20 protein-coding genes are annotated in these 18,381 nt (G+C 61.0%); 11 read left to right on the forward strand and 9 right to left on the reverse strand.

The features are described from left to right. Positions 1 to 408 precede the first annotated feature (408 nt). From lhpH to lhpI, 3 genes are all read right to left on the reverse strand, one after another. Complete coding sequence (gene lhpH / locus AAHK20_RS31030) at positions 409 to 1,416, reverse strand: trans-3-hydroxy-L-proline dehydratase (protein WP_449185336.1); 1,008 nt, start codon at positions 1,414 to 1,416, stop codon at positions 409 to 411. 33 nt (positions 1,417 to 1,449) lie between these two features. After that, positions 1,450 to 2,571: a branched-chain amino acid ABC transporter substrate-binding protein gene (locus AAHK20_RS31035; RefSeq protein WP_449185337.1), complete on the reverse strand. Its 1,122-nt coding sequence runs from the start codon at positions 2,569 to 2,571 to the stop codon at positions 1,450 to 1,452. Between the two features lie 158 nt (positions 2,572 to 2,729). Next, the gene (gene lhpI, locus AAHK20_RS31040; RefSeq protein WP_449185338.1) at positions 2,730 to 3,653 is read right to left on the reverse strand and encodes a bifunctional Delta(1)-pyrroline-2-carboxylate/Delta(1)-piperideine-2-carboxylate reductase; all 924 of its coding nucleotides are present in this window, start codon (positions 3,651 to 3,653) and stop codon (positions 2,730 to 2,732) included. Positions 3,654 to 4,021: 368 nt separating this feature from the next. Between lhpI and AAHK20_RS31045 the strand changes: the two genes are divergently transcribed. The 3 genes from AAHK20_RS31045 (at position 4,022) to AAHK20_RS31055 (ending at position 7,237) form a co-directional block, all read left to right on the forward strand. Then, positions 4,022 to 4,765 (forward strand): FadR/GntR family transcriptional regulator, encoded by a 744-nt coding sequence (locus AAHK20_RS31045; protein ID WP_449185339.1) that lies wholly within the window; start codon positions 4,022 to 4,024, stop codon positions 4,763 to 4,765. Between the two features lie 251 nt (positions 4,766 to 5,016). Then, positions 5,017 to 6,132 carry an alkene reductase gene (locus AAHK20_RS31050; RefSeq protein WP_449185340.1) on the forward strand — a complete coding sequence of 372 codons (1,116 nt, stop codon included), beginning with the start codon at positions 5,017 to 5,019 and terminating at the stop codon, positions 6,130 to 6,132. Positions 6,133 to 6,466: 334 nt separating this feature from the next. After that, complete coding sequence (locus AAHK20_RS31055; protein WP_449185341.1) at positions 6,467 to 7,237, forward strand: TauD/TfdA dioxygenase family protein; 771 nt, start codon at positions 6,467 to 6,469, stop codon at positions 7,235 to 7,237. 41 nt (positions 7,238 to 7,278) lie between these two features. Here the strand turns inward: AAHK20_RS31055 and AAHK20_RS31060 are convergent, their stop codons facing one another. From AAHK20_RS31060 to AAHK20_RS31080, 5 genes are all read right to left on the reverse strand, one after another. After that, on the reverse strand, positions 7,279 to 8,481 hold the full coding sequence (locus AAHK20_RS31060) for an MFS transporter (RefSeq protein ID WP_449185342.1): 1,203 nt from the start codon (positions 8,479 to 8,481) through the stop codon (positions 7,279 to 7,281). 192 nt (positions 8,482 to 8,673) lie between these two features. Continuing rightward, complete coding sequence (locus AAHK20_RS31065; RefSeq protein ID WP_449185343.1) at positions 8,674 to 9,630, reverse strand: AEC family transporter; 957 nt, start codon at positions 9,628 to 9,630, stop codon at positions 8,674 to 8,676. A gap of 74 nt (positions 9,631 to 9,704) precedes the next feature. After that, positions 9,705 to 10,574, reverse strand: a complete 870-nt coding sequence (locus tag AAHK20_RS31070) for an alpha/beta fold hydrolase (RefSeq protein WP_449185344.1) — start codon at positions 10,572 to 10,574, stop codon at positions 9,705 to 9,707. 2 nt (positions 10,575 to 10,576) lie between these two features. Next, positions 10,577 to 10,894 (reverse strand): DUF4148 domain-containing protein, encoded by a 318-nt coding sequence (locus AAHK20_RS31075; protein WP_449185345.1) that lies wholly within the window; start codon positions 10,892 to 10,894, stop codon positions 10,577 to 10,579. A 92-nt stretch (positions 10,895 to 10,986) separates the two neighbouring features. Beyond that, the gene (locus AAHK20_RS31080; protein ID WP_449185346.1) at positions 10,987 to 11,973 is read right to left on the reverse strand and encodes a LysR family transcriptional regulator; all 987 of its coding nucleotides are present in this window, start codon (positions 11,971 to 11,973) and stop codon (positions 10,987 to 10,989) included. Between the two features lie 130 nt (positions 11,974 to 12,103). Here AAHK20_RS31080 and AAHK20_RS31085 point away from each other — a divergent pair, with 130 nt between their 5' ends. The 6 genes from AAHK20_RS31085 to AAHK20_RS31110 all read left to right on the forward strand — a co-directional run bounded on the left by AAHK20_RS31085 (position 12,104) and on the right by AAHK20_RS31110 (position 16,455). Continuing rightward, the gene (locus AAHK20_RS31085) at positions 12,104 to 12,670 is read left to right on the forward strand and encodes a carboxymuconolactone decarboxylase family protein (protein WP_449185400.1); all 567 of its coding nucleotides are present in this window, start codon (positions 12,104 to 12,106) and stop codon (positions 12,668 to 12,670) included. A 43-nt stretch (positions 12,671 to 12,713) separates the two neighbouring features. Continuing rightward, a complete protein-coding gene (locus AAHK20_RS31090; RefSeq protein WP_449185347.1) occupies positions 12,714 to 13,256 on the forward strand; it encodes a 2,4'-dihydroxyacetophenone dioxygenase family protein in 543 nt (180 codons plus the stop codon). A 41-nt stretch (positions 13,257 to 13,297) separates the two neighbouring features. Then, entirely contained in the window at positions 13,298 to 14,113 is an 816-nt protein-coding gene (locus AAHK20_RS31095; protein ID WP_449185348.1) for an alpha/beta fold hydrolase, read from the forward strand. A gap of 20 nt (positions 14,114 to 14,133) precedes the next feature. Continuing rightward, positions 14,134 to 14,910 (forward strand): enoyl-CoA hydratase/isomerase family protein, encoded by a 777-nt coding sequence (locus tag AAHK20_RS31100; protein WP_449185349.1) that lies wholly within the window; start codon positions 14,134 to 14,136, stop codon positions 14,908 to 14,910. A 195-nt stretch (positions 14,911 to 15,105) separates the two neighbouring features. After that, a complete protein-coding gene (locus AAHK20_RS31105) occupies positions 15,106 to 15,717 on the forward strand; it encodes an MlaC/ttg2D family ABC transporter substrate-binding protein (protein ID WP_449185401.1) in 612 nt (203 codons plus the stop codon). A gap of 183 nt (positions 15,718 to 15,900) precedes the next feature. Then, the gene (locus AAHK20_RS31110; protein ID WP_449185350.1) at positions 15,901 to 16,455 is read left to right on the forward strand and encodes a DUF4142 domain-containing protein; all 555 of its coding nucleotides are present in this window, start codon (positions 15,901 to 15,903) and stop codon (positions 16,453 to 16,455) included. A gap of 180 nt (positions 16,456 to 16,635) precedes the next feature. On the opposite strand, the gene AAHK20_RS31115 is transcribed toward AAHK20_RS31110, so the two are convergent. Further along, positions 16,636 to 16,926, reverse strand: coding sequence for a hypothetical protein (locus AAHK20_RS31115; RefSeq protein WP_449185351.1), 291 nt, complete (start codon positions 16,924 to 16,926; stop codon positions 16,636 to 16,638). Positions 16,927 to 17,046: 120 nt separating this feature from the next. Here AAHK20_RS31115 and AAHK20_RS31120 point away from each other — a divergent pair, with 120 nt between their 5' ends. Further along, complete coding sequence (locus AAHK20_RS31120) at positions 17,047 to 18,012, forward strand: GlxA family transcriptional regulator (protein ID WP_449185352.1); 966 nt, start codon at positions 17,047 to 17,049, stop codon at positions 18,010 to 18,012. A 71-nt stretch (positions 18,013 to 18,083) separates the two neighbouring features. Beyond that, on the forward strand, positions 18,084 to 18,353 hold the full coding sequence (locus AAHK20_RS31125; protein ID WP_449185353.1) for a MoaD/ThiS family protein: 270 nt from the start codon (positions 18,084 to 18,086) through the stop codon (positions 18,351 to 18,353). Positions 18,354 to 18,381: the final 28 nt, after the last annotated feature.

Here is an 18,381-nt window from a genome sequence, read left to right on the forward strand (position 1 = left end):
TTGCGTGCAGGGTGTGCAGGAAACCTTCGAAGGCAAGAAGGTGTCGGCGCATGGGTCGAGGTAGCCGGGTGACGGATGGTTCGATGCTGGCCGCTGGTATGGCAATCGGCGGCCGTCTCGCCCCAAAGCCCCGCTGAATGCCCGTGACGCTCTTCCGTCGCATTGGGCGGCAGGCGGCCATGAAGGGACACTCGTTCGTCGCACCTTGATCGTTGACAATTGTTGAGCACTGGTTGAAACGCCGGCATTGCCTGTCACCGAGCGCACACAACTGCAGCCTGTCGTGGGGCGCCGCTTTAGCACGAGTGGCGCGCGGCGGCACGCGCCAACGTTGGGGTGACGAAAAAAGGCGCGTCAAGCTGATCGCACAGCGTGACGCGCCAACCTGGTGCCACTACTGCAATTGGACTATCGAACCAGAAATCCGTAAGTCAGTGGATCGCGTTCATCCAGGATCCAGTTGGCAAAGCCGCAGACAAAGGCGTTGCCTTCGACCTCCGGGATGACAGCCTTGAAGTCACCCACGGTCGTTTCGCTCAGAACGCGCCCCTTGAACACGGTGCCAATGATGGACTCGTTCACCAGCGTCTCGTCCTTCCCCAGCTCTCCACGCAGGTACAACTGCGCCACGCGACCACCTGTTCCAGAGCCAGTCGGAGACCTGTCGACCTCACGGTCGGCAAAGACGCAGCAATTGGCTTGCGTCGAACCGGGGTGTCGCGGCGCGTCGGCAATGATGGTTCCGTAGATGTGGTTGATTTCAGGAATATACGGGTGTTCAACCGGGAACGCCTTGTTAGCAGCCGCCTTCACCTCCGCACCGAACCGGATGAGCTCTTCGACTGAGGACTCCCGCACTTCGAGACCGTGCGGCTGGCCGTCAGTGTAAAAATAGAACGCCCCACCGAACGCGATGTCGCCGGTAACCGGCCCGAAAGACGGCGTCTCCACCGTGACGTCCCTCTTCCAGATAAAGGACGGCACGTTGACGAACCGGACATTGCCCGCGTGCTCACCGTCCCACTGCACGAATGCTTCGATGAACCCGCATGGCGCATCGATACCGACGCGCGTTTCGGGTGTCTGACGTTGCACCCATCCCAACTCGACTGCTGCCGTCGACAACGCAATAACACCGTGCCCGCAGTGATCGCTATACCCTTCGTTGTGCAGGAAGATGATGCCGAAATCTGCGTTCGGGCTAACCGGTTCTGTCAGGTAACCACCGTACATATCTGCATGGCCGCGGGGCTCGAACATTAGGGCCTTGCGGATATCGTCGGCATTCTCCTTCAGCCATGCGCGCCGCTTAACGATGGTATCGCCAGGAAGACGCGGTAGACCACTGGTCACGATGCGGAATGCTTCACCGCCGGTGTGGACTTCAACAGTCGAGATGGTGCGTGAGATTTTCATGTTTACTTCGGTGAAGTCAGTGAGGCTCGTGCTTTACTCGCCGTACGGAACCGGCAAACCACTCTTGATGGTGTACACGGTGGTCGGTGCACCCTTGAGGTCGCCATACTCGTCAAATGAGTATGTCCCGGCGACGCCCTTGTAGTTTTCCTTCGCGAGTTGAGCGGTCAGTTTCGCCTTGTCGGTCGTCGTCCCTGCTTTCACCATTGCATCGGCGAGCATCTTCACACCGTCGTAATAGCTGACGGCGTAGACTTGCGTATCGGTGTTGTAGGCCGCCTTGTACTTCTGCAGGAACTCGCGGCCGGCAGCCGACTTCTCGAGCGCGATACCGCCCTGGGCGCAGTAGACGATGGATGCTGCATCGCCAGCAACCTTACCCATGTCAGCCGAACAGATGCCGTCGCCGCCCAGCAGTTTGGCGCGCAGTCCACGCTCGCGCATCTGCTTGGCCATCGGCGCGCCCTGCGCTGCATAGCCTCCGAAGAAGATCACGTCAGGATTCTTGGCCTTGATGTTCGTGAGAATCCCGAGGAAGTCCGTTGCCGCTGAATTGGTGAACTCCTGGTCGACAATCTGGATACCGTTTGCTTTGGCAACCTTGATGAACTGCTCGGCGACGCCTTGGCCGTAAGCGGTGCGGTCGTCAATAACAGCCGCCGTTTTAGCCTTCAGCGTTTTTGCTGCAAACTGACCCATCGTGCCGCCGAGCTGCTCATCGCTCGCGCCGATCCGGAAAATGTTCTTGAAACCCTGCTTCGTCAGTGCCGGATTAGACGCAACCGGCAAGATGGGAACGCCTCCGGTGTTGAAGACGTGCGACGCCGGAATTGCGACCCCCGAGTTGTACGGCCCAACGACGGCGATCACCCCGCTGTCGACTAGCTTCTGCGCAACCTGCACGCCGATTTTTGGATCGGCCTGGTCGTCTTCCGAGTCCAGTTTGAAAGTCACCTTTTGTCCCGCAACGGTGATGACAGTCTTGTTCAACTCGTCGACGGCAAGACGCGCGCCGTTCTCGTTGTCCTTGCCGTTCGGCGCTTGCGGACCGGTGAGCGGAGCCGAATGACCGATGGTTACAACGACTTGAGCACTTGCAGACAGGGTGAAACCAGCGGCCATCAAGGCGGCCATTGTTGTTACGAGACGGCGCATACCAAACTCCAAGTGGACCAAAGGAGAAACCAGATTAGTAGAAAGTGGGTTGAAACTCAATCAATTTCAAAAATAATCTGAACTTTTTGGTCCTATAAAAACCAATGTACGCGAACGTGGCCCATAGACGGTCAGTGAGCGCTGCGCGGCTGTCTCTTTTAAGAGTCGGCAAGCGCCAGGCGTGCGACCCGGCAAGCAGCCAGATCCCACGCAGCACACCCGACACTTTTGAAGAGGATCGGTGCATTGGGTCTCAATTCCCCAGCAAGTGCATTGGCAAGCGGCGAAACCGAGTTCCAGTCGACCTTCGCCTGGATTAGGTCTCCTGCTTCGTGCCGCGCGCCAACCGGGTCGTCTACGACCACGAAGCTGCCATCCACCGTTACCTTTGCGATTTCTGCCGCGTCCGGCGTGAATGCGCCGACGCCGACGACCAGGCGACCCGGCCACGCCGGTTCCGTGTAGACCGGCGACTTGCTGGTCGTAAGCGTAATGACCACGTCGAAGCTGTCCGGGATTCCATCGCCGACAAGAGCAGCCAGATTCGGTGCCACCGGGCGAGTCCGTTCCACAAATTCTTCTGTTTCTGCCTGCGAGACGCCTTTGGCGAAAAGTTTGGCTTCCGGGAAAGTCACCGCGAGCGCCTCGGCGTGATTCGTCGCCTGCTTGCCAGTGCCGATGATGAGGATTTCGCGCGGCGCTGTAACGTGAAGCGTCTGGATACCCAGCGCGGTAACCGCCGCAGTGCGCCTTCCTGTGACGGTCGGCCCGTCGAGAACGAACAGCATTTCGCCGGTGTGCGCGTCACATGCGATCACCTGACCGTGGATAGTCGGCAACTGACGCCTTCCGTTCGAAGGGCATACGTTCACCAGTTTGTGGATAGCGATGTCTTCCGCGCTGGATGGCATGGACAACATGAGCCCCCCATCCTGCATCGGAATGGACAGGCGTTCGGGACTCACGATTCGCCCGGCACCGTACTCGATGATGGTCTCGCGAAGTACGTGCATCAACTGTGGATAGCCAAGCAGGGCGGCGGTTGCTTGAGCATCAAAGTTTCGGGTGGTGAGAGAAGTCATTGCTGGCTCGACTATGGAGGTAAGGGATCAGGGATACGCGCTTGCGGCACGATCTAATTGGATGAAAGACAAGCCACTCTGAACTGGACTCCACTTGAGCAGTTCGACACAGGGGCGTCTCAAGTGGATCAAATTTATACCAATAAAACGATGCGTACAATCAAAATTCTCGATCTCTCAGCTAATTCTGGCCACTTAAACACCACTTAGGCGTACATTCGGCGCTAACTAGTCGCAAAATGAGGCCAATTTCGGTGCCACTCATGTGGGGTCGCGAAGGGCGTACCTTCACCCAGTCAAGCGAGGCGGCAGATAGCTGGCGCTCAAGTGGTATATTGGGGAACCACATAGCATCCCCGAGAACGACGATGGCTTCCACCCGCATTGAGTTTGAAAGCGACTTCCGACCGTTGCAGATTTACGAACAGGTCTCGGAAAAAATCCGTGCGGAAATCCGTTCGGGCCGATTTCTTCCTGACGCGCGCCTGCCATCCGAGCGCGAACTGGCTGCGCTTTTTGGCGTCGGGCGGCCGGCGGTTCGTGAAGCGATCGGGGCTCTGCAAAACGAGGGGCTCGTCACGACAAAACGAAACTCGGGAACGTATGTCGCCTCGACAGCCACTCAGATACTGGCTGCAGCGTCACCGGCAGAAATGGCCGAGTCCGGCCTGGCTTCCGATTTCAGTCCCTCCGCGACCTTGGACGTAAGGCTAATCCTCGAGCCCGCCATTGCCCGCCGCGCGGCAGCATATAAGAAGCGCGATCTCCAGGCGGAGTACTACCTGTCGCAGATGGAAACGCTAACCGACGTAGCGGATGCGGAAGAACGCGCGCTGTGGAACAACAGCGACCGTCTCTTTCATCGGCAACTCGCGGTGATGACGGGCGACGCATTGCTGATCAAGATTGCAGAGGAAATCGCTGCAACGATGGACCAGTCGCTCTGGAAGCGACTTAAAGATGACGGTATCTATGACCCAACCCGAATTCGTCTTTATGTAGCTGAACACCGCCTGATTTACGAGGCTATTGTCACGGGCAACGCCGATGCGGCAGCGTTCTACGTGGAGCAGCACATTCATCGGGTTCAGCGGGACATCGCGCCGCAATAGAAGCACGCCGATATGTGTAACTGAGGAAGACAGGAGCACTGAGCGTCCGTTTCAGGATGCTCAGACTGTCTCCTTCGGGTCGACTACGGCCTGCCTCATCAGTCCGTTCGACCAACTGCGAAAGCTCGTTAACGCACTCCCAATATGCCCCCATTCCCCTCGGGAATGACAGCTATCGCCTCGCACCCTCTACTGCACATCAACGCTCGCCGCCAACATAGCGCCATCCAACACCCTTTGAGGATGACGCAATGAGCAAGCTCTTCAGTCAGACAAAAGTCGGACATTTCGATCTGCAACACCGTGTGGTTCTCGCACCGCTTACGAGAATGCGTACCGAGCCGGGCAACGTCCCGGGCGATCTCATGGTGGACTACTACACACAGCGTGCAACGGACGGCGGCCTGCTGATTACCGACGCGACGGCCGTATCCCAGCTCGGCATCGCTTACGTCGATGCGCCCGGGATCTACACCGAGGAACAAGTCAAGGGCTGGAAGCGCGTGATCGATGCCGTTCACGCCAAGGGCGCACGCATCTTCCTGCAGATGTGGCACGCGGGCCGCCAGGCGCATCCTGCCAACACCGGCGGCGTCACACCCGTCGCCCCGTCGGCGCTGCGTTCGCTCGAGCATGCTGCGATTCGCGACGAAAGCGGCGAGGTTACCGAGGCCGAACTGGTCGTGCCTCGCCCGCTCGAGACCGCGGAAATCCCCGTTATCGTCGAGCAATTCCGTCGCGGCGCCGAACTCGCGAAGCAGGCCGGCTTCGACGGCGTTGAGCTCCACGCCGCCAATGGCTACTTGTTCGAGCAATTCCTGCTCGACGGCACGAACCATCGCAATGACGAGTACGGCGGGTCGATCGAGAACCGCGCGCGCTTCCTGTTCGATACGCTCGACGCAGTCGTTTCCGTGTGGGGTCCCGCTCGCGTGGCCGTCCGTCTTTCGCCGAGCGGCACTTACGGCACCATGTCCGATAGCAATCCGCATGCGACGTTCGGCTATGTGGCGGGCCGGCTCAATCAGTACGACCTCGCCTACGTCCACGTGATCGAACCGCGCATTCGCGGCATTGTGGAGAAGGAGAGCACCGACGCGGACGTCTCTTCGAAGGACATTCGCCGCATCTACAAGGGCACGATCATTGCTGCCGGCGGCTTCAACGGCCAGAGCGCGGAGCAGATCGTTGTCGATGGCCATGCCGATCTCGTCGCCTTCGGCCGGATGTTCATTGCGAACCCCGATCTTCCGGAGCGACTGCGTACCGGCGCGCCGCTCAATCGATACGATCGCTCGACGTTCTACGGTGGCGACGCGCGGGGCTACACCGACTACACATCGCTGTCGGAAGAAGCCGCAGCCTGAACGTTTTGCAGGCCAAGGGCGGCGCAGTGGTCGTTGACCCCGTCGCCCTTGACGGTCGTCGCGCCCAGCTGCGCCGTTATATTCCGAAACCAAATAAAAATGGGATCTCAATCCTGCACCGCTTCGAATCACCAGTCGTCTTTAGACCCCTCTGCATGAATGCGGCCGTGTTCGTCGAGCCCGGCCGTCCAGCGCGGCATTGCCCGCTGGAATGAATCTTATGCCTCGCCCGGCACTACCTCGCTGATCTTCCCCTCGCTAGCATGTTCTGCATCGACTCAGGGCCGCATTCCAACGGCAGAGGCCTGGAACGGCTAGCACACTCGGAGGAACGATGAAGATCAGCGCAATGAATATGGGCTTTGGTGCGCACGTCGAGGAGGCCGATCTGACCTCGTTGACGCACGACGATGTGGATCGGTTACGTACGGCGCTACTCGAGCACGGCTTGCTGGTCATCCGGAATCAGAAGCTTTCGCCTGCCGAGCAGGTCAGGATGTCGGAGGTCTTTGGCGCGCTCGAGACATTTCCGCCCGGCGAGGGACAGTTGGCCGACTATCCGCAAATCTTTCGCGTGGCCAGCCGCCCCGCGCAAGGTCATACGAACGTTGGCCGCTACTGGCATTCTGACGGCTCCTTCCGTGCAGAGGCCACGCCTATCTCGATCTGGTATCTGGTTGCGCAACCGGCGATTGGCGGCGAGACGCTTTTTGCCGATCTGCGGGAGGCGTACAGGGCCTTGCCGGATGAGAGGAAGCCAGCAATCGATGGTCTTATCACGCTGCATCGAAACGGGATAAAACATCCGCTCGTCATACGGCATCCATCGACGCGCGAGCCGTCGCTCTACTTCAATGTCGGCCTAACCGGTGGCGTCGTGGGCTATACGCCCGAACAGTTCATGGCATTGCGGACCGATCTGAACGATCACCTTTCCCGCGCAGGCGCCGCTTATGTCCACCACTGGCGCGAAGGCGACGTCATCATTGCCGACAACTTCCGGGTTGCTCACCGCGCTACGCCGATCTCGGTGGATCAGCATCGCGTTCTGGATCGAACGACGATACGGGCTGATGGCGTGTACTGGGGCAAGGCGCAGAACTGAAGGCCCGTGGCTCGGGCTTGCTGCCCGAGCGATGTCGTTATTTATTGCGCGGGCTTTTCGGCAAACAGAAACCGGCTGAGTGCGAGCAGCGGGAACAGCATGCCGGCGACCGCGACCCAAGTCCAGCCACCGTGCTTGTACAGCGTGCTTGCGATGGCGGAGCCGACGGCCCCGCCGACGAAGACGCTTGTCATGTAGATCGAATTCAGACGGTTGCGGCTGTTCGGATCGAGTTGGTAAATCTCGCGCTGGCCCAGGACCAAGTTCATCTGCACCGCGAAGTCGAGCAACAGGCCGGTGCCGACGAGCCCGAACACGCCGAGGCTGGGAACCAGCATGGCCGGCAGATAGCCGATCGCCGCCAGCGCGAGCGCGAACGCCGTGGCGCGATGCGTGTGACCCGCATCGGCGAGGCGCCCGGCGATGGGGGCAGACGTCGCGCCCATCGCGCCGACCAGCGAGAACACGGCGACCGCCGTCTGCGACAGATGGTAGTGGTTCGTCAGCTCGATCGGCACCGCGGTCCAGAAGAGACTAAATGAGCCGAACAACAGTCCTTGGTACAGCGAGCGCTGGCGTAGCACCGGCAGCGTCGTGACGAGGTGCTCGAGCGAACGGATCAGTTCCAGATAGCTTGCCGAATGGTTGGGGCGCCGGCCCGGTAGCGTCAGTGCCAGCAGCACGGTGACGATCGTCATCACGACAGCGCCGAAGCCGAATACCGCGCGCCACCCGAACTGTCCTGCGATGAAGCTCGAGATCGGACGCGAGAGCAGAATGCCGAGCACCAGCCCGCTCATGATTGAGCCGACGACGCGGCCGCGCGTCTCGGCCGCCGCGAAATGCGCGGCGAGCGGAATCAGCAGCTGCACTGCCACCGACGTGAAGCCGATCAACAGCGAGATCCCGAGAAAGAGACCCGGCTCGTCCAGCGTCGCGGCGGCAGCGAGACTCGCAATCGACAGCACCGCGCTGATGATCATCAGCCGCTTGTTGTCGACCAAGTCGCCGAGCGGCACGAGAAAGAACAGCCCGGCGGCGTAGCCGATCTGCGTGAGCGAGACGATCAGGCTCGCGGTGCCTTCGGACATGTGCAGGTCGGGGGCGATCAGCGAAATGATCGGTTGCGCGTAGTACAGGTTTGCGGCAATCGCGCCGCAACTGAAGGCGAACAGCAGGATCAGGCTGCGCGCCATCGTCGGCGCGGTGCCGGCGCGGGCCGGGGAAGCGAGGTTGGTGCTCATGGGACTCAGTCTCGTATCGGTTTGACGGGCAATGTGTGGCGAGAGCCTGCCGCGACTTGCGATGACGCGAGGCTGCCAATCAAGCGCGGGGGATGGCGAAATTTTCGGTGGATGTGCGGCAGTGCAGAAGACAGGTTCGGGCAATAGATGGCATTCCCGGGCGGAATACCGGTGCGTTCGCCGAAGGGACCGCTAGAGATGTCCCAGCAAGACGATGGTGACGCTCAGCGTCACGGCGGATAGCAGGCTCGAAGCGACCAGCGTCGTTCCCGCAGACGCGTCGCTGACGCCGTACGGCAAGCCAAAGAGAATGCCGAAAGAACCACAAGGGATCGCCGCGAGCAGGATCGCTTGTCCGGCGATAGCCTTCGGCACGGCTAGCAGGCTGACGAGCGCCAGCGCAATCAGCGGTTGCACGACGTTACTCAACACAATGCCGAAACCCGCCTGCGCGTCGAGCTTGAACGGCTGTGCCGCGAGCACAAGCCCGGTCGAGAACAGCGCGAGGCCGGCCGTCGTGCTTCCGATGATGTTGAGCGACTGGGACAGGAGATCGGGCAGCGTCAACCCGCAGAGCGACACGAGCACGCCTCCAATGGGGGCGAGCACCACAGGCTTGAGGAACGTGTTGCGCAACGCCTTGACGAGCAATCCGTTGGTTTGCCGGGCATCGTTCGAGCGGGAGGGCGTTGCGGAACGCGCACGTTCGAGCAGAAGGAGCGCCGCCGGCGACATGACCACTGCCGCCGTCGTGACGGCGATGGCGACGGTCAGGTCGCTTTCCGGGCCGTACACGGCGCGCAGCAGAGGCAAACCCACCGACGCGAAATTCGGCATGCCGATCGTGACGGCCCTCACGGCGGCGGTGGCGGGATCCGACTTGAACACGAAGCGGGAGGCCAGCAGGGACACAAAATAAGGCACCAGCATCACGCCGACCAGCACGGCGATCAGCACGGCATGCTGGGCAAGGCTCGCCCGCTGCATCCTGGCGGTATAAAGAAACAGCGCGAACGGCAGCGCATAGTCCACCAGCATCGTGTTGATCGACGATAGCGGCATCGCGCCTTGTTTGACTCTCCCGGCAAAGTATCCCGCTCCCATGGAGAACAGGAATGGGATTAGCGCACTTGCGATTTTGGAAATCATGATGGTCACCTCTGGCCAGGCCTGCTAAGCGTCGCGACCACGCCATGACTGGCGGTGGTCGCGGCCGCTTTGCTTTAGCCTTGCCAACCTTGGAGAAAGTCGACCAGAAGCCGATTGACGATTTCCGGCTGCTCTTCATGCGGCAGATGCCCTGCACGCGCTATGGCATGGGTGACGACGTCGCGAGCCATGCCTTTCCACACGCTCGCCATGTCGAACATCTTGCCCACCGCATAGAACTCCTCGCCCCACAGGGCGAGCGTCGGCGCCTGAATCAACACGTCCGCATCTTCCATGTCCTGGGCGACGTCGATCGCGTTGGCGCGGTAGTCCGACAGGGCGCCACGCACGGCCCCCGGTGCTTCGTAGGCGCGCACGTAGGTCTCGAAGGACTCGCCCGAGATCGTGTGCGGGTCGTAGGTCCAGTCGGAGAAGAAGTGCCGCAGCCACGCACGCTCCTTGCCTGCGATCAGGGCTTCAGGCAGATCGGGAACCTGATGGAACAGGAAGAACCAATACGCGCGCGCGATCCGTGCGTCGATTGACTGGGCGACGACGCGCGTCGGCACGTTGTCCATGACGACGAGGCGATCGACCGCTTCAGGATGGTCCTTCGCAAAGCGCGTCGCGACCCGCGCACCGCGATCGTGGCTCACGAGCGCGACACGTTCGATCGACAGTTCGCGCAGAAGCGCGCGCAGATCGTTCGCCATCGACCGCTTGTCATAGCCGCCGGCGGGCTTTTCCGTTTCGCCATAGCCGCGCAGATCCGGCGCGATGACGCGGTAGTGCTGCGCAAGCACGGGGATTTGATGCCGCCATGCGTAGTGTGTTTCCGGAAAGCCGTGAAGCAGGACCACAGGCGCGCCTTCGCCCGCTTCGACATAGTGCTGGCGGATTCCGTTTGCCGTAATCGTGTGATGCGTGACTTCGGGCTGGCTCATGATCAGCTCCCGAAATAGACGGACTGCAAACCCGGGATCGCGGGGGCAGGGGCGGTGCTGCTGCCCGACGAAGTCGAGCCGGATACCGGTGCGCCATAGCCGCTGCTTGCCTGCGCAGCGTGAAGGGCCGCGACACGCTGCTCGGCGGCAAGCAATTCGGATGGGTACGTGGCGTCGGATGTCGTGCCGCGGTAACCAGCCTGTTGCAGTTCGGCCAGTTCAGCTCGCACCTGCTGGCGAGTCAGACCGGATTGCGCAAAGGCCGCGGCCGGCAGGGCGGTGGCGACGGTGAGCAGTGAAGCAATGAGGATGCGTTTCATGATCGATTCTCCAATTAGGGATCCGGTCAGCGCGTTCGATGAGGTGAACGTCGACCGGTTGGGAATCAGTCTATTGAGCCGCATCCGCGCAATTAAGCCGGTGGCGTAGATAAAGATTTTTGATGGCGCTGCACGGAATCCGCACGCGCCAGCGCCTCGATGCGCGCAATTGCGTCGCTCAAGGACGACGAGAGCGTCGAGCGCAGGTGCTCGAGCAGCGTGCGGACCTTGGCATCGAGATAGCGGCGCGAAGGGTAGACCGCGAATACGGTGAACGGCCTGAGGCGATAGTGCGGGAGCACGCGCACGAGCTTTCCGTCAATCAGATCGTCGACGACCGTGTACGTCGCGAGGGTGCCAATGCCAGCCCCCTGCAGCAGGGCTGCCCGCATCACATCGGGGACATTGACTTGCAGCGGCGACTTCGAAATGTTCAAGATTTGCGCGTCCGCTTCGCTTTCGATATGCCATTCGTCAGGCGGCGACACGGGCGATTCGAGCATGAGCAACGTGTGAGCACACAGTTCCTCGCGCGTGCGAGGCGTGCCGTGGCGTTTCAGATAGTCAGGCGAGGCCACCATGACTGCGTACGCCGAGCCGAGTGCCTGCGCGACGTACACAGAGTCGGGAAGCTCCGTGGCCGAGATCAGTGAGAGGTCATATCCCTCCTCGACCAGATTGGGCATGCTTTGTTCGATCTTCAGTTCGACGAAGACATCGGGGTACGCCTGCCGATAACTGGTCAGCGCCGCGGCCACCATGCTCTGTGCAAGGCCTGGTGCGCAATGCAGTCGCAACCTGCCGGCTGGAGACACGCCTGCGGTACGGGCCTCGTCGGTTGCCGAATCGATGGCGGCGAGGATCGCCTTGGCGCGCTCGTAGAAGCGTCCACCGGGTTCGGTGACAGAGAGATGTCGCGTCGTGCGATGCAGCACGACGGTCTGCAACTGCTGCTCCAGCGTCGTGACCGCACGAGAAACTTGTGCAGCCGTCGCGTTGTTTTCTTTCGCGACGGCGGTGAAGGAACCGGTTTCGACGACGCGGACGAATATCCGCATATTGCTGACGATATCTGTCATTGCGTTCCCGAACGAAGAGAGCACGCCTATGCCTGCCTGGAATGAATGTTATGTGCCTGGCGAATCTTCTGCCAGCGTGACGCCACGCGCATCATCTGGGCATCACGAATTTCCTCGTTTGAAGAAGATCATGAGCACGTTCCCGTCGTACACGATCGAGACCGCACCGGCCACTTCCAAAGCCGGTCTGGAAGACGCAAAGAAGAAGTTTGGTTTTGTGCCGAATCTCCAGTCTCACATGGCAGAGTCACCCGCGCTCCTTGCCGGTTACGCCGCACTACAAGGCCTCTTTGCGAATAGCACGCTTACCCCGGAGGAGCAGCAGGTCGTCTACATGACCGCGAACTTCGAAAACAATTGCCACTACTGCATGGCCGGCCATTCGGTACGTGCAGGGATGATCAAGATGGATCCCGCTGTCATCGCCGCACTGCGCGCCGGCGAGCCTCTGCCTGATGCGAAGCTTGAAGCCCTGCATCGCTTCGCGACGGTCGTCTTGCGCGAACGCGGCTTTGCTTCTGACGCCGATGTGGAGGCATTTCTCGCCGCTGACTACACACGCAGAAACGTACTTGAAGTAGTACTGGGCGTGGCCGCGAAAGTCATGAGCAACTATACGAACCACATCGTCCACACTCAGTACGACCCGTTCATGAAGGGTAACGAGTGGACGAAGCCGGTAACGGCCGCGGCGTGAACCTTGCTCGCGGCACATCGAAATTTTTTGGAGGTCTCGCAACATGACCAACTCAACCGCAAGAAAGCCTGATGAGCTGGCTATCCCTTATCAGCTGCCTCAACCCTCTGACATGTCACGCGACATCGTGCATCCGGGAATCCTCGACAAATGGCTGGAGGACGATAACCTTTGGGTGCCGATGACGCCGACTGTTTCGTTCAAGCCGCTGCTTCTCAGCGCGAGCCAGGGCTACTACGTCAATCTGCTTAGAGTGCGCCAGTCCGGCGTGCTCTCGCGCCACCGGCATACCGGGCCCGTTCACGCGATCGTTTTGCGAGGCAGATGGTATTACCTCGAGCACAACTGGGTCGCGGAGCAGGGTGGCTACGCACACGAGCCGGCAGGCGAGACGCACACCTTGTACGTACCCGAGGACGTCACAGAGATGATCACGTGGTTCCACGTCACGGGCGGGTACACCTATGTCGATCCCCAAGGCACAGCAGTGGGATACGAAGATGTGTTCACGAAAATCGAAGCGGCTCGCAAGCACTATGAAGCGATCGGCCTCGGCGCCGATTACGTCAAGCAGTTCATTCGCTAAGCGTATTCGTTTCGTACGAACTGCAACGGAGGATTTTCATCATGGAACGACGAACTGTTGACGTGGCTGGCGTACCGGCCAGCTATCTGAGCGCCGGTGACCCGGCAAATCCCGTCTTGCTGTTGCTGCACGGCACCTATTGGAGCCGGGTATGGCAACCGGTGCTCGACGATCTGGCCGCCGCCGGGCTACGCCCCATCGCGGTGGATTTCCCTGGCTCCGGTCGCTCGGGTGGCGAGTTGACCGTTGCGGATGCCTCGATTCCCGCTTTGGCGGATTGGCTGACGCGTTTCGTGGATGCGCTCGGTATCGTCGGACCGGTGGGCGTCGCGGGGCACGACATTGGCGGGGGCATTGCGCAGCAGGTGTTCGTCGACGGCAAGATCGAGGTCAGCAAGCTCGCACTTGTCAACGCGGTGATGTTCGATTCGTGGCCGGTGCCCGGCGTTGCCCGGTTCCGCGATCCGGCTGTGGCCGCTGCGACGACAACGGAGGATATCCTTGCCGCCCGTCGCAAGTCAGTCCTCACGGCGCTGGCCAGGCCAACAACGGAAAGCGAAGTGGCCGAGTATCTCGAACCGTGGACGGACCCGCGCGTTGCACGGTCGTGGCTCGCCTTGGCCGGTGCGGCGGACAATCGTTACACGATGGAATTGTTGCCGCGCCTTCGCGCGTCGCATAAACCGAAGCTGCTCGTCTGGGGTGAAGACGACAGCTTCCAGCTCGTCGAGCACGCGGAGCGTTTCGCCAAAGAGATCCCGAACACGCAGCTTGTCCGGATTCCCAAGGCGGGCCACATCCCCATGGAAAACGACGCTGTCGCAGTGGCTCGTGCGTTGGCCGGTTTCTTCATCTGACGCAGGCACAGGAGAACACCATGCAAACGAATCTGGAAAGCTATTTCACTGCCTACCGCAATCTGAAGATGACACGGGATGCGGACGGCGTGCTGGTGGTGCAATTCCATAGCGATGGAGGCCCGCTCACATTCACGGCGGAGGCCCACACGGACGTTGTCGATGCGTTCTACCGGATTTCGCAGGACCGGGCGAACAAGATCGTCATCCTCACCGGGGCAGGCGGGGACTTCATGACCGGAGTTGACTGGGCAACGTTCAAGGATGTCTCCGATCCCGACGTTTGGAGTCAGATCCATGACGAAGGTGTTCAGGTCCTGGAAAACATTGCCAATATCCGCGTGCCGGTCATCGCGGCCATCGAGGGGCGCGCCCATATCCACTCGGAGTATGTTCTGCTCGCCAACGTCATGGTTGCTGGCGAAGGCGCGACCTTCCATGACATGGGCCACTATGCTGCGGGTGTCGTGCCTGGCGACGGCATCTTTACCACCTGGAGCTATCGAGCGGGAGCGGGGCGGGCGGAAGCCTTCCTGCTCAATGCGCAGCCGATTACGGCGGCCGTCGCACATGAGTGGGGAGTGGTCGCAGAGGTCGTGCCGGACGGCCAGGCGCTGAGCCGCGCGCAGGAATTGGCGAGGCAGTATTTGAAAGCGCCCGAAGTGGCACGTCGCAACACGCGCGTACACTTTATTTGGCCCTTGAAGCAACGCATCGTGCAGGAAGTTGGCTATGGATTGTCGCTCGAAGGCGCCTCCGCAGCCGCCCTTGTGAAAACCATGCAGGCGAAGAGCTGACTGCAACGAGCGGCGCGCGAGCAAAAGGGCGCATCAAAGACGATAATAGGCACCGCGTCGACAAGTCGACTTGTCGACGACACCGTGCCGGCACTGCTGCGGCGATCTGCTGAACCCTTCTCGGAATCGAGGTTTGCGATGAAGCACTTCTGCCGAAGCACCGTTGTCCGTTCTGCGTTCATCATGTCGCTGAGCATGGCGGCCGGCATCGGGTCGCTGTGCGCGCCAACACTCGCATGGTCCGCCCAAATCAACGACCAGACCGACCCGCAGACGCTCATCCAAACCGTGACGCAGCAAGTCCTGGAGGACGTGCGCAAGCAGGCACTCACGCCCGACGACATCCCGCGCATCATGGATATCGTGGACCGGGACATCCTCCCCTACGTCGACTTTCGCCGCACCACGCAGTACTCGATGGGCCGCTTCTGGCGCACAGCGACACCCCAGCAACAGGACCAGGTGGTCGAGCAGTTCAAGCAGTTGCTGATTCACACGTATTCCGGCGCGATCGCGCTGGTCAACACGGATCAGAAATTCCAATACCCGCCTTCGCCTGACGCGTCGAGCGGCACCGACGCGGTGGTGCGTACGGTCGCTCCGGGCAAGAGCGGCCAAATTTCGATCGACTACCGGCTATACAAGTCGCCGCAAGGCTGGCGCGTCTACGACATCAACGTGCTCGGCGCATGGCTGATCCAGACCTACCGGACGCAATTCAACGACAAGATCCAGCAAAACGGCGTCGACGGACTAATCCAGTTCCTCACCGACCGCAACAAGCAACTCGCGTCAGGCGGTCAGTAAAACGCGTCGTTACCAGCCGTTACAGAATCGACGTCATCGTTTCACCTGTCCGGCGGACGAGTTCCTAGAATTCCTCAGACTGTTGCGCGGCACTCCCTGCCGCGGCAAACAGTCCCGTGCCACGCCACCCTGCCTGCGGCCGGGGTGGCGTAATCGATTCCAACCATGCACAAAGGAATTCATATGACTCGCCTCTCGCTTAGCGCGTTTATTGCCACGTCTGCCGTCAGCCTCTGCGCCCTTGCGTCGAGCGCCTACGCGCAAACCCCGGCACCGTCTGCCGCACCCGGCGCACACGAACTGCATGCCGCCGACAAAGCCTTCATCGCCGACGGCACCCAGAGCGTTGCAACCCAGCGCGATGCCGCCCGCCTCGCCGATTCGCGTTCCAGCGACCGCGAGGTGAAGGCTTTCGCCGAGAAGCTGGTGGCCGACTACACGAGCCTCTCCAACTCGATGCGCGCGGCAAGTCCGCGAGGCGTGGACGTGCCGCGCGACGACCCGGAAACGGCCGTGCTCGAGAGCATCAAGAATCTGCGCGGCGCCGATTTCGACAAGACGTATATCGAGCAGGTCGCGCTGGGCGGCCAGCAGAAGACACTCTCGGCTTTTCAGGCGGAGATCGCCGCTGGCCGCGACGAGGGGTTGAAGAAGGCCGCGCGGGAAGCGCTGCCTGTGATTCAGGCCGATTACGCGAAGGCGCAGGAACTGGCGAAGCGCAAGCATCTCGCCGGCTGATATTCAACCTCGCTGTCGATCTTGCCAAGCCGGCGCGTGCGTTGCACGCGCCGGGTTCATTACAAGAGCCTCACACGGCGCTCACGGTTGGCACATCCAGTTTGAAAACGATTTCGGCGAGCTTGTATTGGAATCCTTAGTATTCCGCCAAGATCAGTTTGACGCTAATAGCGCATGAACTCACTTGTCCTGGATGAGCCGGCCAAGTGGAACAAGCGGTCCGACCGGCATCAGTTCGTAGGTCATGTGACCGTCGGCCACGAGCGGCAGCGCATGCAGCGTCGCCCGGGCTTGCTCGACCGACTCGACGTTCATCAGAAAGATCGGACCGGCGTTCTCACGAAACCAGAACTGCTCGACCTTGCCGTCAAGATAGAGCTTGAGCGTGGCCGGAACCTCGTGAGGCAAGTGCTGCTGGAGCTTGTCGGGTGTGAGGGTCGGTTGTGCGGATGCGATGGCAAAGACTTTCATGAGCGACCTCCTTGGTCAATCTTCGTTGCGGTGAATAACGGGGAACAACAGGGATCACTGTAGTCATCGGACACAAAAATCTGTATCGTCGTAAATGACAACTTTGGGGTCATTTACGCCATGCGCATCGCCATACTCGCCTTGGAGGGTCTGTTCGATACGGGCCTCACCGTTTTGCTCGACGCGTTCGGGCTCGCCAATAGCTTCTCGGCCGCGCAAATGGGCGGAACCCCCCATTTCGACGTGTCGATCGTGGGCGTGCGAAAGAAGGTTCGATCGGCGCACGGGCTGGCCATCCCCGTGCAGGCCATCACGCCAGGCTCGAGGCCGGACTGGGTGGTCGTTCCGGCGCTGAGTACCGGGACGCCGGATCGGTTGATCCCGGCTCTCGGAAGACCAGACGTGAATCAGGCCAAGGCGCAACTTCTGACATGGCACGCCGAAGGCGTGCTGATCGCCGCGTCCTGCATCGGTACTTTCCTGGTGGCGGAAACGGGACTGCTCGATCATCGCGAAGCGACGACCACCTGGTGGCTCGGTCCGTTGTTCCGGCAGCGCTACCCCAACGTGTTGCTCGACGAATCTCGCATGCTGGTGCCGTCGGACGTTGGGGTGACGGCCGGCGCCGCGATGGGGCATCTCGATCTCGCGCTCTGGCTGATACGCCGAGCCAGCCCGAAGCTGGCCGCGCTCGTCTCGCGCTACTTGCTCGCCGACATACGCTCGTCGCAAGCGCCGTACATCATCCCCAATCATCTGGCTCAGGCCGATCCGCTCATTCAGCGCTTCGAACTGTGGGCGCGAGACCATCTCAAGGATGGGTTCTCGCTGCAGGAGGCCGCCCGTGCGCTGGCGACGAGTGCGCGCACGCTGCAGCGGCGCTGTCAGGACGTGCTTGGCAAATCGCCGCTTTCGTACTTTCAGGACTTGCGGATCGAGCATGCGCAGTCTCTGCTTCACGGCAGCGGCCTGGACGTGGAAGCGATCGCGGCCGAGGTGGGTTACGCCGACGGCGCGACGCTGAGAACGCTTTTGCGCCAACGCCTCGGCAGAGGCGTACGCGATCTTCGTGACGATCTGCGCTGATCCCGAAGCGCGCAGCGGATCGCCTACACTACAGAACCAACGGATACCGTCGTCCCACGCAGCGACCCGCCATGGCGCACATCTTCTTCGCGGCTTCGATTCAGCGGCATATCGCAACGCCCGAGCGTGAGGTCGGGGCGCGCACGCTGGGCGAAGCGCTCGAAACCGTCTTTGCGGAGCAACCCCGGCTGCGCGGCTACATCCTCGACGATCAGGGCGCGCTGCGGCAGCATCTCGCCGTGTTCGTCGACGGCCGGCGGGTGCGCGACCGGCAACATCTGTCCGATGCGCTCGGCGAGGAAAGCCGGGTTTACGTGGTCCAGGCGCTGTCGGGCGGATAAGTTGGCCGGATAAGTTGGGCAAATAAGC

It is taken from the genome of Trinickia camelliae, assembly GCF_053525655.1.

What these genes read in the sequence shown, in the direction of transcription:
- AAHK20_RS31070 (WP_449185344.1), bottom strand. Translation starts at nt 10,574, where the DNA reads ATGAGCCAGCCCGAAGTCACGCATCACACGATTACGGCAAACGGAATC.
- AAHK20_RS31055 (WP_449185341.1), top strand. Translation starts at nt 6,467, where the DNA reads ATGAAGATCAGCGCAATGAATATGGGCTTTGGTGCGCACGTCGAGGAG.
- AAHK20_RS31080 (WP_449185346.1), bottom strand. Translation starts at nt 11,973, where the DNA reads ATGACAGATATCGTCAGCAATATGCGGATATTCGTCCGCGTCGTCGAA.
- AAHK20_RS31085 (WP_449185400.1), top strand. Translation starts at nt 12,104, where the DNA reads ATGAGCACGTTCCCGTCGTACACGATCGAGACCGCACCGGCCACTTCC.
- AAHK20_RS31075 (WP_449185345.1), bottom strand. Translation starts at nt 10,894, where the DNA reads ATGAAACGCATCCTCATTGCTTCACTGCTCACCGTCGCCACCGCCCTG.
- AAHK20_RS31090 (WP_449185347.1), top strand. Translation starts at nt 12,714, where the DNA reads ATGACCAACTCAACCGCAAGAAAGCCTGATGAGCTGGCTATCCCTTAT.
- AAHK20_RS31110 (WP_449185350.1), top strand. Translation starts at nt 15,901, where the DNA reads ATGACTCGCCTCTCGCTTAGCGCGTTTATTGCCACGTCTGCCGTCAGC.
- lhpH (WP_449185336.1), bottom strand. Translation starts at nt 1,416, where the DNA reads ATGAAAATCTCACGCACCATCTCGACTGTTGAAGTCCACACCGGCGGT.
- AAHK20_RS31115 (WP_449185351.1), bottom strand. Translation starts at nt 16,926, where the DNA reads ATGAAAGTCTTTGCCATCGCATCCGCACAACCGACCCTCACACCCGAC.
- lhpI (WP_449185338.1), bottom strand. Translation starts at nt 3,653, where the DNA reads ATGACTTCTCTCACCACCCGAAACTTTGATGCTCAAGCAACCGCCGCC.
- AAHK20_RS31125 (WP_449185353.1), top strand. Translation starts at nt 18,084, where the DNA reads ATGGCGCACATCTTCTTCGCGGCTTCGATTCAGCGGCATATCGCAACG.
- AAHK20_RS31065 (WP_449185343.1), bottom strand. Translation starts at nt 9,630, where the DNA reads ATGATTTCCAAAATCGCAAGTGCGCTAATCCCATTCCTGTTCTCCATG.
- AAHK20_RS31100 (WP_449185349.1), top strand. Translation starts at nt 14,134, where the DNA reads ATGCAAACGAATCTGGAAAGCTATTTCACTGCCTACCGCAATCTGAAG.
- AAHK20_RS31120 (WP_449185352.1), top strand. Translation starts at nt 17,047, where the DNA reads ATGCGCATCGCCATACTCGCCTTGGAGGGTCTGTTCGATACGGGCCTC.
- AAHK20_RS31045 (WP_449185339.1), top strand. Translation starts at nt 4,022, where the DNA reads ATGGCTTCCACCCGCATTGAGTTTGAAAGCGACTTCCGACCGTTGCAG.
- AAHK20_RS31035 (WP_449185337.1), bottom strand. Translation starts at nt 2,571, where the DNA reads ATGCGCCGTCTCGTAACAACAATGGCCGCCTTGATGGCCGCTGGTTTC.
- AAHK20_RS31105 (WP_449185401.1), top strand. Translation starts at nt 15,106, where the DNA reads ATGGCGGCCGGCATCGGGTCGCTGTGCGCGCCAACACTCGCATGGTCC.
- AAHK20_RS31050 (WP_449185340.1), top strand. Translation starts at nt 5,017, where the DNA reads ATGAGCAAGCTCTTCAGTCAGACAAAAGTCGGACATTTCGATCTGCAA.
- AAHK20_RS31095 (WP_449185348.1), top strand. Translation starts at nt 13,298, where the DNA reads ATGGAACGACGAACTGTTGACGTGGCTGGCGTACCGGCCAGCTATCTG.
- AAHK20_RS31060 (WP_449185342.1), bottom strand. Translation starts at nt 8,481, where the DNA reads ATGAGCACCAACCTCGCTTCCCCGGCCCGCGCCGGCACCGCGCCGACG.